Source organism: Candidatus Diapherotrites archaeon (assembly GCA_016205145.1).
GTDB lineage: Archaea > Iainarchaeota > Iainarchaeia > Iainarchaeales > JACQJH01 > JACQJH01.
Genome location: JACQJH010000002.1, coordinates 57620 through 70000 on the forward strand (window position 1 = coordinate 57620; position 12381 = coordinate 70000).

The following is a 12381-nucleotide window of genomic DNA, read 5'->3' on the forward strand; positions in this document are numbered from 1 at the left end:
CGCCTTTCGGCAGCGCCCTCCAGCCGATGTCCTTCCTGAAATGCGCGTTCTCAAAGTCTATAACCGAAACAGCCCCGTATGCCATGCGGATTGATTCTTTCAGTTCGGGTGCAACCGCCGTGACTCCCAAAACCCTTCCGCCATTCGAGACAATCCTGCCGGTTCCGGAAAAAGCGGTTCCGGCATGGAACACCATTACATTCCTGTGCCTCGCTGCATCAGCCAGGCCGGAAATTTCCTTTCCGGTTTCGTATCTGCCAGGATAGCCGCCGGAAGCCATGATAACGCAGGCAGAAGCCTCGTTTTTCCACTCGATTTTTTCCTTGTCAAGCGTTCCGTCAACGCAGGCCAGCAGCGCATCCAGCAAATCCGACTTCATGAGCGGCAATACAACCTGCGTTTCCGGGTCGCCGAACCTGCAATTGAATTCGATTACTTTCGGCTCGCCGCCTTTTATCATGAGTCCCGCATACAATATGCCGCGGTATTCCCTTCCCTCGGCAGCCATGCCCTTCACGGCCGGGACCAAAATTTTTTCAACGGCTTTTTTCAGCACCGCATCCGAGACAACCGGGGCAGGCGCGTATGCCCCCATGCCGCCGGTATTCGGGCCAATGTCATTGTCAAACACGCGCTTGTGGTCCTGGCTTGAAACCATCGGCATGACGGTTTTTCCGTCGCAAAACGCGAGGATTGAAGCTTCCTCGCCTTCCAGCTTTTCTTCCAGAAGGATTTTTTCCCCGCTTCTGCCGAAAGACTTTTCCTCAAGCATGTCTTTGATTGCAGCAATTGCCTGCGCCTTTGATTCGCAGACGACAACGCCTTTTCCAGCCGCTAGGCCGTCAGCCTTGACGACAATCGGCACGCCGTGCTTTTCCACATGTGCAATCGCATCCTTTGCATTTTCAAAAACAGCAAACTTTGCGGACGGAATGTTGTGGCGTTTTAGAAATTCGCGCGTGAAAGCCTTGCTGCCCTCAAGAATGGCGGCATCCTTTTTCGGGCCGAAGCATTTGAGGCCGAGCTTTTCAAAAAAATCGGTTATGCCTTCAACCAATGGGCCTTCCGGCCCCACAACAGTCAGGCCGACGTCATTCGCCCTTGCAAATTCCGCCAAAGCCCTGAAATTTCCGGGCTGGATGTCGTGGCATTCCGCGATTTCCGCAATGCCCGCGTTGCCCGGACAGCAAAAAACCCGCGACACCTTTTTGCTCTGCAACAGCTTCCACACTATCGCATGCTCCCTTCCGCCGGAACCCACAACAAGGACATTCAAGACAAAAACCGCCTTAGCCTTTGGACCAAAACCGGCCTAGCCGGCAAAAAAAATCATTACTCGTACGTGCGCTTCGAATTGCCCTTGCCGCTGTCGGCAACCGCCTTCTTTGCAAGCTCTTTTCCGGCCGGCGTCGGGTAATGGCCGTTAAGGCACGCCATGCACAGGTCCTTTTCGCCGGATTCCAGGCCGATGGCGCTCACAAGGCCCTTCAAGGACTGGTAGACCAGGGTGTCGGCGCCGATTTCCTTGCGGATGCTTTCAATGACCTCCGGATTTATTTCCTTCATTCCCGTATCACCAAGGTCATCTTCCTTCAAATGCCTGCACGCAATCAGCTCGTCCATCGTGGACATGTCAATGCCGTAAAAGCACGGGCTCTTGATTGGCGGGCACGAAATGCGGACATGCACTTCCTTCGCCTTGCCCTCCTTGCGGATGAATTCCACAACAGATTTCGTGGTGTTGCCCCTCACAATGCTGTCGTCGACAAGAATTACCTTCTTGTCCTTCAGCACCGCCTTGTTGAGGCTGTACTTTTCCTTGACCTTGTCAATCCTGTTGCGGCTTTCAATGAACGTCCTGCCGATATAACGGTTTCTAATGAGGCCTTCCATTGCCTGCACTCCAAGCTCATGCGCATAGCCGTCGGCTGTCGGCCTCGCCGTGTCAGGCACGGCCACAACAACGTAATCGCCGTTTTTTATCTCCAAAGGCTCGACTTTCGCAAGCTCCTTTCCCAGATTCCAGCGCACGTTGTAAACGTTAGAGCCGTCAATGCTTGTCGAAGGATGCGAAAAATAAACCCATTCGAACATGCAGAACGCCTTTTTTTCGCATTTATGATAACGCTCAATCCGGGAATCATTGCCCTCGACAATGAGCATTTCGCCCGGCTGGATGTCCTTCGGTTCCTCCCTTGACACGAGGTTCAATGCAACGGTTTCGGATGCTGCGCCGACAAAATCCTCTGAAACCACGTAGCTCAGGGGCCTTATGCCCATGGGATCCCTGCTCGCAACCAGCGAATCGTCGCCGTTCAGGTAAACTATTTCGTACGCGCCGTCAAACGACTCGGACATGTTAGTCCATGCATCCTTCAGCTCGACCTTCTTGTCGCCGATGAACTGCTTGGCAATCATGTGCATCATGAGTTCGGTGTCATTGTTCTGAATCAGATGATACTTGCTTTTTTCAAGCGAAGCCTTCAGCTCGGAAAAATTCGCGATGTTGCCGTTGAAGCCGAAACTGAACCATTTCCAGATCCTGCCGTGATGCCTTTCAAACGGCTGGGCGCAGCACGCGTCATCCGACCCCGAAGTGGCATACCTGGTGTGGCCTATGCCCTTTGTGCCGGAATACTCGTCAAAAATCCGTTCGAACTTTACGTGGTCCGAGCTGTGGAAAACCTCGTTGACCGTGCCAAGGTCCCTGTACGTGTCAAGCATCTGCATCCTGTCAGCGCGGTAGGTGCTGATGCCCGCACTCAGCTGGCCGCGGTGCTGCTGCTGCAAAAGCATTTTGTATAAATAGGATACAACCCCGCCTTTCGGATACTTGCTCAAGGGTTTAGGCAAAAACGCGGCCGCAATACCGCACTTCTCCTTAGCCTCAGCCATCAGCACACCAGACGGAAAAAAGAAAGAAAATGATAAGAAAATAATAGTTGGCTAACATTTAAAATAAAAAGGTTTGTCATGCAGCCAGAAAAAACCGCAAGCGCAAGCCAGCATTTAAAAAAAAGCTAAAAAAACAGGAAAAAGATGCCTGCAAAAAAAGCTTACTCGGCGTTCTGCGATAGCAGAACGCCTTGGTTTCGAACCAGCCGGACGAAACCGGCTATTTGCAGGCCGGGCAGACGCCTTTGACGTGCGCAAGCTTTGACACGCCGAACAGGCCCAAGGCCGTGCCCGCGACAAGGTGGGCAGTGCTGACATCCAATGATTTCATGCCCATCAAAAGAAACGAAACGCCTGCCACAAGGACAAGAACGCCCATAACCAATCCACAGTTCCCTTTCATACCAGAATTCCTCCAAAAAAATTATGGAAACTATGTTATAAGATACAATTTTCCGGTATAAAAATCCATTAGTCCGAAAAGCGGCCTGACCGCAAGCATTTTATTCCTCCAAAGCTTAATTCGTTCATGCCGCCAAAAATAACTTTTTCCATCACCCTGCTTCCGGAACAAAAAGGCGAATTCGAAAAGCTCAGGCACAGGATATGGCGGCTTGGAACCATGCCGCCCAACCCGAAAAGATTCCACAGGATTTTCGCATATCAGGATGACCGCCTTGTCGGCTATATCCAGCTCATTGACCAGCCGGAATCGCTTGCAATGTATGTCGACGAAATCGCGGTAAGGGAAGATTTTGATTCCGGAAAAGGCAGTAGAGGCGCGGAGGCGAAAGGCGAAAACGCGGGCTTCGGTCTTGCTACAAGGCTAATGCTTGAAGCCAAAAAAGAGGCCATCCGGCGCAATTACAGGCACTTGGCTGCAGAAAGGCTTGTTCCAAGATTCCCTGCGGGAAGCGGCAGGATGCTTTTTGTCCGGGAACGGGGCGGATTTGCAAGGCTCATACCCTTGCCGGGCGCAAAAAAGGGCATAAGGGTGCTGCGCGGGCCGCACTGACTGCGCCGTATGAAGTGCTCACACCCCCAAAAATTATTAACTTTGAAGGCACCAATATTAACGTATCAGTGCAGGCGGTCGGAATGAGGCAGAGCATCGGGGCCATAATCATCGCCGTCATCACGTTCTTTGCGGGCGCGCCGCTGTGGGTTTCCATAGTGCTGCCTGTAATCTACGTGGTTGCCGCCGCATCCAACGGGCAGAAAAAAACCGAAGAAAACTACGACCAGTACAAGGGGGCCCTTGTAGGCATTGGCATAATCGCCACGGCCTTTGCAAGGCGCCTTGAAACCCAGTTGTTGTGGATGGCAATGACGGCGTGAAAAAACGCATTCTCCGCAAACGCGGCATTCAAGAGCCGTCAGTCTAAAAACTAATCCGGGCCACAATTGTTCACGGCATTACCACAAACACGCCTTTTCCAATCTTCCCGGCCCGCACTATTGCGGCATCAACAAGCTTTTCCGCCACTTCAACTGCACGAACCACAGGCATGCCCTTGGCGAGGTTTGCGGCAATTGCGCCTGCAAGCAGGCAGCCAGCGCCATGGCATTTCCTGCCGGCATCCTTTTTTTCAAAAACCCTGAAACGCACAACGCCTTTTTCCTTCCATGCAAGCAGGTCGCAAACCCTGCCTTTTTCCCTGGCCGCGTCTTTCACCAAAACGTGCTTTGGCCCAAGGGCAAGGATTTTGCAGGCAGTGCCTTTCGCGTCCTGCAAACCAGAAATTTTCATGCCGGACAGTTTTTCCGCCTCGAACCTGTTCGGAGTGCAGATTTCCGCGTTTTTCAAAAAGCTTTTCAGGGCGCCCGGTTCCGTGGCAAACTCGTGCGCTGTTGCCGCAACCATGACGGGGTCGACGACAAAACGCCTGCCTTTCAGCATTCTTTCCATTATGCCAAAATGATTTTTGTTAGTGACAACGCCGACCTTGACAACGTCAAATTCAATGTCATCCAGAACCGCTTTGAGCTGTGCCTCGAACAATTCGTCCGAAACGCTTTCCACCATGGAAACGCCTTGCGTGTTCTGCGCGGTAATGCACGTCAAAACCGTTGCTGCGTAAACACCCAGGGCATGGCTCGCCTTCAGGTCCATCTGCACCCCCGCGCCGGCATCGGAAGAAGAGCCCGCGATGACAAGCATTTTGGGAATGGGCATAAAAAACCAGCCGGCTTACCCGGCCTTTCACAAAAAGTGAAAGGCCTTGGTTTCGCTCCACGCAGCCGAAACTGCGTAATTGCTCCGACCGGGATTCGAACCCGGGTTACCGGCTTGAAAGGCCAGTGTGCTTGGCCGGACTACACCATCGGAGCTTCTGCCTGTGCGCTTTTTTAATTGTTTTGCTTTAAAAAAACTTAATAGCAAGCAGGATTTTAATTGGATTCTGTTAAGACTAGTTCAATATTGAATTGTTTTTAAGGCTATCATTGGCTGGTGAGGTTTAATGGCAAAGTTTGAGGTTGCTGTGGCAAGGCTTTTTGAGAACGTCTGGATCTGCATGAAATGCAATGCGCGCAATCGCGGCAGCGAGGGCAAGAAGCCTGACCGCTGCAGGAAATGCGGCAGCATCAGGCTCAGGTTGAAGCATAAAACCAAGAAGGCTTGAATGAAATGGACATCGCCGGTTTTGTGAGGCTTGCAAGGCCAGTCAACTGCCTAATGGCATCCGTTGCGGTTCTGGCGGGCTTTGCCGTTTCATCCGGTTCTTTTTCCTTCGGAATGCCGGTTCTGCTTGCAATGGCGGCCGCGTTCCTGGTCTGCGCCGCGGGCCAGACGGTGAACGACTATTTTGACCACAAAATCGACGCGGTTCTGCATCCAGACAGGCCGATTCCGAGCGGCAACGTCAAGCATTATGACGCACTGATCTTTGCCATGCTTTTGTTCATTGCAGGCAACTACCTTGCCGCGCAAATCAATTACATTGCGTTCGTGATCGCCGCGACGATTTCAGTGCTCCTGTTCTTTTACTCCGCATTCATGGAGAAATTCAAATACGTTGGCAACTGGGTCGTAGCGCTTGGGACTTCCCTGACTCTGGTTTTCGGCGCAACCATAGCCATGGACTTTTACGCGGTTTCATTCCTTGCCGCGCTTGCATTGTTCTCCAATGTCGGCAGGGAGATAACCAAGGACTTTGAGGACAGGGAAAAAGGCGAAACGGGGAAAATTACCTTGCCGAGGCTCATCGGAAAGAAAGCCAAGCTTGTTGTCCTGTCCCTGTTTTTCGCCGCAATTGCGTTGAGCTATTTTGTTTTCTTTGCGGGAATTTTCGGCAACATTTTTTATCCTGCAATAGTTTCGCTTGCAAATCTGGCTTTCCTTTACGCGTTCCTGCTTCTCAAAAACGATTCGTTTGAAAAGGCGCAGAAATACTGCAAGCTCGGCATGGTTTTGGCCCTGGCGGCATTCTTTGCCGGCGCAATGTAGGTGTGCCGATGCGCCAGGCCCTGCTGGAAAAGATTTCGGGCCTGCTTAAACGGAACGGGTTTTTCGTTTCAACCTTTTTCGCGTCAAACTCGTGCTTCGACATCATAGCAAAAAAGCCCGGGACCGGCACGATAATCCTGAAGGCGCTTGAGAACATCGATGCCATCAGGCCCGGCCAGGCCGCGGAACTCGAACGCCTCGCGGAAGTCTTCGGCTGTTCAGCCATGATTGTCGGGGAAAAGACAAAGGCTTTCAGGCTCAACGACAACACGGTTTATTCGCGGTACGGCATTTACGCCGTCAGCTTCGCCACACTGGAAAATTTTTTTTCCGGCAGGATTCCGGAGATAAGCTATTTCAAGGGCAAGGAAATAGTGGAGCTTGACCCTGAACTGCTCAGGAGAAAAAGGCTTGAATCGCAGTTGTCGTACGCATCCCTTGCCGACAGCCTTGGCACGACGATTGAAACATTGTACCGCTACGAGCAGGGCAACAAGGCTTCCCTGGAAATGGCAAAAAGGCTCGAGGACTTTTTCGGCCAGGGATTCGTGAAGGAAATAGACTTTTTCGGGCGCAGGGAAAAAGCCAAATCGGAAAAATCGGAAAAGCCGGCGCCCGCACCGCAAGGAAACAAAAGCGACCTGGCGGAAAGGCTCGAAAAACTCGGCGCCAGTGTTTCGGTTTTCAGGCACGCGACATTCCACGAGGCCGCGCTCGGCGGAAAGGAAAGGCTTGTCATAAGCGAGGCCGCTTCAAAGCGTGAAATCCTCCGCAAGGCCCCGGCGCTTGAAAAAACCGGCTCAGCACTGGAGGCTCATTCCGTGATTTTCGTTGACAGCCAGAAAGACGCGGGAATGCGCGGCCTTGACACCCCGCTCATGGAGAAAGAGGAAATCGCCTCGGTTTCAAAGTTCAAGGACATCATAAGACTTATCAAGGAAAAGAAAAAAGATTAACGAAATAGAAATGAAAAATCAGAGAGAAATGAAAAACCCGAGCAGGATCAGAACCACTTGTCGAGGCTGCTCTGGTTGCCCTTTTCCTGCGCCTTTGCCTCGATTTTTTTCAGGGCATTCGAAACGCGTTCCTCGGAAAAGCCGCGCTGTGCGCACAGGAAGTCGATTATTTTTTCGCACTGGGGCTCTCGGAATTCAAGCGAATAGCTTGTTTCAGGCTTCTGCTCCAGAAAAATCTCTTCAATTTTGCGGTAGTCGAAATCCGGTGCGTGCCCGGTTTCCTCAATAATTTTTTCGAACGAATCGTGCGCCTGCACAAGCTTGAGCGCTGTTTTAGGGCCGACCTTTGGAAACTTTTCATTGAAGTCCGTGCCGACCAGGATGCCTATCCAGACCAGTTTGCGGCGGTCGATGTTGAGAATGCGCAAAGTCTTTTCAAGTTCGATGCGCTCCGGCTCAACATCAATGTAGATGTTCCTGCCGGGAACCTTTCTCTTGCCGGAAACAGCGATGTTCCTGAACAGCAATGGCGCGCCGAAAAGCAATGAATCGTAGTCCTGTGAAACGCAGCCGAAAACATCGCCTTTCGCGCACATGAATGCTGCCTGCGCCTCGCCCTCGCTCGGCGCCTGGACAATCGGAATGCCCATCAGGGACGCAAGCTCTTTTGCTTCTTTCACCATGTCGCCGGTGATTGTCGCGGCCTGCGAGGCAAACTTTCTGGCATCCTCTTCCCTGCCCTCGCGCTTTGCCAGCTCGAATTTTTCCTTCGCCTGCGTCCTGATTGCCGAACGCTTTTCGCGGGTTTCGGCTTTCAGCTCGGATGGCTTGCCGTCGAAAACAAAAACCGGCCTGATGCCCTTTTCCATCAGGTTTGTCGTGCGGTAAAGCATTCCAGTGAGATGGCTTGTAATCCTGCCCCTCGAATCCATCAAAGGCGTGCCGTCCTGCCCGCGGATGGTTGAAACGAACTGGTAAAGCGTGTTGAAAGCGTCAACCCCGACAATCCTGCCCTGCAAGTGCTCAAGAGAAATCTTCTCCTTTTCCAAAAGCTCGCCGATTTGGGTGCCCATGCAAAATGTTAAACATGGCAGAAATAAAAAATCAATTGGTTATTTTTCGGAAGCGGCCCGCCCAATTTGTACGAATTTCGTAAATTTGCCGGAAAGCCTTAAATACGTCGGAAGCACCATTTGTTATGTGGCGGTTTTCCGCCCGTTCGAGCTTAGTTTGGTGAGCCTATCCGGATGTTGCCGGCAAAAGCCGGCGCTAAGTTCAAAGTTGGATGCGAAGGAAGGGATTTTCCCTTTTCCTTCCACATCCACCCCATTTTTCATTCTACACCCGCAATCTTCACCGGCCAGCCAAACCGATAAAAAAATGGGCTGCCTTGCGCAGTTAAAGTCACTGCCTGTGCACGCGCTTGAGCCACCAGGCCCTGAAAAACGGGATTGAAAGCGTTGAAAGCACGAACGCAACCGACGGGATGAGCGCGTTAAGCAGAGGGTTTGGCGTGCCCATCGCAAAAAACAATGCGACGACCACAAAATAAGTCAGCGCAAAAATAACCGCCTTCCGCGACCTGCTTGTTTCCCATGCCTTGTCGGCCTCGACGCGCGCGTTCCTCTTCTTTATTTGCAGGATTTCGTTTTCAAGTTCTTTGACGGACGCCAAAAAAGCACCTACTTTTTACCGAAAACCGCGTTTTTGCCGAGGCAGTCCTCTATGCGCAGCAGCTGGTTGTATTTCGCGTTGCGGTCGCTTCTGGCCGGGCCGCCGAACTTGCTTTGCCCGCAGCCCAAACCTACAACCAGATCTGAAATGAATGAATCCTCGGTTTCGCCGGACCTGTGGGAAACAACGACGTTCCAGCCGCTGCCGGAAGCAAGCTTTGATGCGTCAATGCTTTCGCTGAGCGTTCCAATCTGGTTGACCTTCAAAAGCAGTGCGTTGCACGATTTTTCTTCAATGGCGCGCTCAATGCGCGTTGTATTCGTCACAAGCAAATCGTCACCGACGATTTGAATTTTTTTGCCAAGCTTTGAATTCAATTCCTTCCATCCCGGCCAATCCTGCTCGGCCAGGCCATCCTCGATGGAAACAACAGGATAAGTTTTGCAAAGCCCTGCATAAAAGTCCGCAAGCTCGCCCGCGGAATATTTTTTGCCGTAGAGATGGTACGCGGAACCGTCGAAGAATTCCGATGCCGCGGAATCAAGCGCAATTTCAATTTTGCCGCCATAGCCGGCCTGGCTGACCGCTTCAAGCATGAAGTCCAGCCTTTCCTGAACAGACTTAACAGGCGGAACAAAGCCCCCTTCGTCGCCTAGAAGCGTGGCCTGGGCGCCGAACTTTTTTTTCAAAATTTTTCCAAGGCAATGGTAGCTTTCAACCGACATCTGCAGCGCCTCTGAAAAGCTTTTCGCGCCGGATGGGAAAAACATCTGTTCCTGTATGTCCTGTTCCAGGCCGGCGTGCTTTCCGCCGTTGAGGACATTAAGCTGCGGCACGGGCAGGCAGAATTTTTTGTTGCCCGCAATGCTTCCCAAATGCTCGAAAAGCGCAATTCCCTTTGACGCTGCGCCGGCCCTTGCGCAGGCAAGCGAAACCGAAAGGATTGCATTCGCGCCGAGGCTTGACTTGTTTTCCGTGCCGTCGATGCCGAGCAGAAAATTGTCGATTTCCCGCTGGTTTTCCGGGTTCATGCCCAGAGTTTTCGGGCAGATTTTTTTGTTGACGTTTTCAACGGCTTTCAGTACGGACTTGCCGCCGAAACTTTTTCCCCCATCCCTCAATTCAAGCGCCTCGAACGAGCCTGTCGACGCGCCGCTCGGCACGATTGCAGAAAAAACGCCTTTTTCTGTTTTGACTTCCGCTTCTACAGTTGGATTGCCCCTTGAATCCAGAACCTGCCTTGCATGAACCGACAAAATCTTTGACACCATGTTTTCCTCACCCGCAAGAAAAGATAACCGGCATTTGGTTATTAAGTTTTTCTTTGCCAAAGTTCTTCTGCATGCAATGCGAAATCTGCGGCAAAAGCTTTTCAACCGGAAAAAAAGTCGAACTTGACGGAACGCTAATGTTCGCGTGCGAAGACTGCGCCGGCTTCGGCAAGGCAAAAGAGGACATAAGGCCGATTGTGCGGGAAAAGCCGAGGCAAAACCCGAATGCCGGCAGGCATGGCACGGCCGGACAGGCATTTGCGCCCGCGCCAAAAACCCTTGACACGCAATTCGATTTTGGCCTCGATTTGGCACCGGATTTCGGCCGGAAAATCCGGCACGCAAGGGAAAAGCAGGGCATGACAATCGAAGAGCTTGGCCTGAAAGCCTACGTTCCGGCATCCGAAATCAGGCGCATCGAATCGCAGTCACTGAAACCCAATGATTTGCTCATAAAAAAGCTTGAATCGTGCCTCGGCATTTCTCTTAAGGAAAAAAGTGCCGGCAAAAGCGCGCCGGAAGGAAAAACCGCTACAGCACAGCCGGCAAAAAATGCCTTGCTGGGCGGGTCAACGCACGCTTTCACTCTTGGCGACATGATAAAAAGGAAGTCAGAGGAAAAACAGCAAAGTGAAAAGTGAAATCTATGGCCGACCTTTTTTTGCTGTTCTCCGCATTCCTCGCCTTCGCGCTCATCACGACCTGGCTGCTGAAAAGGTTTGCCGGCGCGCAGACTTTTTACGTCGCCTCTCTTGTCCGGACGACCAAACTTTTGCATCTGCTTGACAAGCCGCTGTTTCTCGGAAAATGGCTCGACAGGCTCTGCGACCTCGGTTTTGTTCTGGGCTTCGGGGCGCTTGCCGTGGATTACCTGCATGGCAGGAAAAGAAAACCGTGGCAGCGCGCCGGCATCTTCGTTGTTTCATCCGCAATCCTGTTCATTTTTTTTGAAACTGTTTTTGCGGCAGTTCTCTCAAACCCATTCATTGCCGGTGAACAGCGCCTGCTGTCGGTTTTCTTCGCGCTGTCCGGCTTTGCGGGTTTCACTATTGCCTCGCTTGCGGCATACGCGGTTTTCATAATCTCGAATTCGCTGGCAGGCCAGGCGGTCTGCCCCGGCATCGCGCCGATCATTCCGGGCGTTGACATTCCAAAAGTGCCGATTTCCGTGCCCCTGCACGCGTGGATATCGTTTTTCATCATTCTCGCGGTGCATGAGGGAATGCACGGCGTTCTGGCAAAAAGGTTCAAGGTCAAAATAAAGAGCGCGGGCCTGCTTTTGCTCGGCCTGCTTCCCATCGGGGCGTTCGTCGAACCAGACGAGGAAAAGCTCAAAAAAATAAAGCACCAGAATGCCATAAGGATTTTCAGCGCAGGCCCGACAGCAAACCTGCTGTCCGTACTGGCAATAATAATCGCAGCCAACCTGGTTGTTGCATTCGTGTTCATGCCGTTCATTTTCCCGCAGGCGCAGAAAATCAGGAACAGCATTTCCGCAGGCGTTTTTGTGGGGGAAGTCGAAAAGGAAATCAGCTTCTGCGGAAAAAAATATTCCAGCCCGGCCAGCGGAATACTTGACGGGGGAATGCAGATAGTTGCCGTCAACGGCGTCAAAGTCAAAACCCTTGCGGAACTCGTGCCAAAACTGCAGGAAAAAGCAGCAAACACTTTCACTGTCTTGGACGCGCAGGGCAATGTTTCCGAAAAAACCGTTGTCCCGAACGAACTCGGCGCAATGGGCTTTGCCGTCGAGGAAAAACAGAAGGAAAACGCCGTTGTGCCGCAATGGTACAAGGCGTACTCCGAAATTGTTTCGTTCCTGGCAAGCTTTTTCGTGTGGCTGGCCATTTTGAGCGTTCTTGTCGGCATAGTCAACTTCCTGCCGGTTGAGCCCTTTGACGGCGGAAAAATAGCAAAGCTTTTGCTCCTGCCATATTTTTCATTCGCAAAAATGCCGGAAGAGGACACGAAAAAGCTGATTGGCAGGATACTTGCATGGCTGGTTTTCAGCCTGCTCGCGATAAACGCTTTGCCGTTCATACTGCCGTTTTAAAGGCAAAAAAACGCTCAAATGGCAGAAAAGGAATCATTTAACCCTTTAACCGTACAAGGGCAACGCTTTTATTCTTTTTTTGGC

At 51.9% G+C, this 12381-nt stretch carries 13 protein-coding genes, 1 tRNA gene and 1 pseudogene; 7 read left to right on the forward strand and 8 right to left on the reverse strand.

The features are described 5' to 3' along the window. Positions 1-4 precede the first annotated feature (4 nt). From purD to HY394_03405, 3 genes and pseudogenes are all read right to left on the reverse strand, one after another. Positions 5-1276 (reverse strand): annotated as a pseudogene (purD, locus tag HY394_03395) (phosphoribosylamine--glycine ligase). A 56-nt stretch (positions 1277-1332) separates the two neighbouring features. Beyond that, positions 1333-2895 carry an amidophosphoribosyltransferase gene (gene purF, locus HY394_03400; GenBank protein MBI4053057.1) on the reverse strand — a complete coding sequence of 521 codons (1563 nt, stop codon included), beginning with the start codon at positions 2893-2895 and terminating at the stop codon, positions 1333-1335. A gap of 220 nt (positions 2896-3115) precedes the next feature. After that, the gene (locus tag HY394_03405) at positions 3116-3298 is read right to left on the reverse strand and encodes a hypothetical protein (protein ID MBI4053058.1); all 183 of its coding nucleotides are present in this window, start codon (positions 3296-3298) and stop codon (positions 3116-3118) included. A 126-nt stretch (positions 3299-3424) separates the two neighbouring features. Between HY394_03405 and HY394_03410 the strand changes: the two genes are divergently transcribed. Together HY394_03410 and HY394_03415 are read left to right on the forward strand one after the other, a co-directional pair. After that, the gene (locus tag HY394_03410; GenBank protein ID MBI4053059.1) at positions 3425-3910 is read left to right on the forward strand and encodes a GNAT family N-acetyltransferase; all 486 of its coding nucleotides are present in this window, start codon (positions 3425-3427) and stop codon (positions 3908-3910) included. Positions 3911-3993: 83 nt separating this feature from the next. Then, the gene (locus HY394_03415; GenBank protein ID MBI4053060.1) at positions 3994-4233 is read left to right on the forward strand and encodes a hypothetical protein; all 240 of its coding nucleotides are present in this window, start codon (positions 3994-3996) and stop codon (positions 4231-4233) included. A 70-nt stretch (positions 4234-4303) separates the two neighbouring features. Here HY394_03415 and HY394_03420 read toward each other — a convergent pair whose 3' ends face one another. After that, a complete protein-coding gene (locus HY394_03420; protein ID MBI4053061.1) occupies positions 4304-5071 on the reverse strand; it encodes a hydroxymethylpyrimidine/phosphomethylpyrimidine kinase in 768 nt (255 codons plus the stop codon). Between the two features lie 80 nt (positions 5072-5151). Beyond that, positions 5152-5226: transfer RNA gene (locus tag HY394_03425), tRNA-Glu, on the reverse strand. Positions 5227-5357: 131 nt separating this feature from the next. On the opposite strand from HY394_03425, the gene rpl40e reads away from it, so the two are divergent. The 3 genes from rpl40e to HY394_03440 are packed head-to-tail and all read left to right on the forward strand — an operon-like array spanning position 5358 to position 7299. Further along, positions 5358-5519: a 50S ribosomal protein L40e gene (rpl40e, locus tag HY394_03430; GenBank protein ID MBI4053062.1), complete on the forward strand. Its 162-nt coding sequence runs from the start codon at positions 5358-5360 to the stop codon at positions 5517-5519. A gap of 5 nt (positions 5520-5524) precedes the next feature. After that, complete coding sequence (locus HY394_03435) at positions 5525-6343, forward strand: UbiA family prenyltransferase (protein ID MBI4053063.1); 819 nt, start codon at positions 5525-5527, stop codon at positions 6341-6343. A gap of 8 nt (positions 6344-6351) precedes the next feature. Beyond that, complete coding sequence (locus HY394_03440) at positions 6352-7299, forward strand: helix-turn-helix domain-containing protein (protein MBI4053064.1); 948 nt, start codon at positions 6352-6354, stop codon at positions 7297-7299. Between the two features lie 47 nt (positions 7300-7346). Here HY394_03440 and fen read toward each other — a convergent pair whose 3' ends face one another. From fen to eno, 3 genes are all read right to left on the reverse strand, one after another. Then, entirely contained in the window at positions 7347-8372 is a 1026-nt protein-coding gene (fen, locus tag HY394_03445; GenBank protein ID MBI4053065.1) for a flap endonuclease-1, read from the reverse strand. Between the two features lie 331 nt (positions 8373-8703). Beyond that, entirely contained in the window at positions 8704-8973 is a 270-nt protein-coding gene (locus tag HY394_03450) for a hypothetical protein (GenBank protein ID MBI4053066.1), read from the reverse strand. Positions 8974-8981: 8 nt separating this feature from the next. Further along, positions 8982-10244 carry a phosphopyruvate hydratase gene (eno, locus tag HY394_03455; protein ID MBI4053067.1) on the reverse strand — a complete coding sequence of 421 codons (1263 nt, stop codon included), beginning with the start codon at positions 10242-10244 and terminating at the stop codon, positions 8982-8984. Positions 10245-10315: 71 nt separating this feature from the next. Between eno and HY394_03460 the strand changes: the two genes are divergently transcribed. Then, the gene (locus HY394_03460) at positions 10316-10885 is read left to right on the forward strand and encodes a TIGR00270 family protein (GenBank protein MBI4053068.1); all 570 of its coding nucleotides are present in this window, start codon (positions 10316-10318) and stop codon (positions 10883-10885) included. Between the two features lie 5 nt (positions 10886-10890). Beyond that, positions 10891-12297: a site-2 protease family protein gene (locus tag HY394_03465; protein MBI4053069.1), complete on the forward strand. Its 1407-nt coding sequence runs from the start codon at positions 10891-10893 to the stop codon at positions 12295-12297. Positions 12298-12381: the final 84 nt, after the last annotated feature.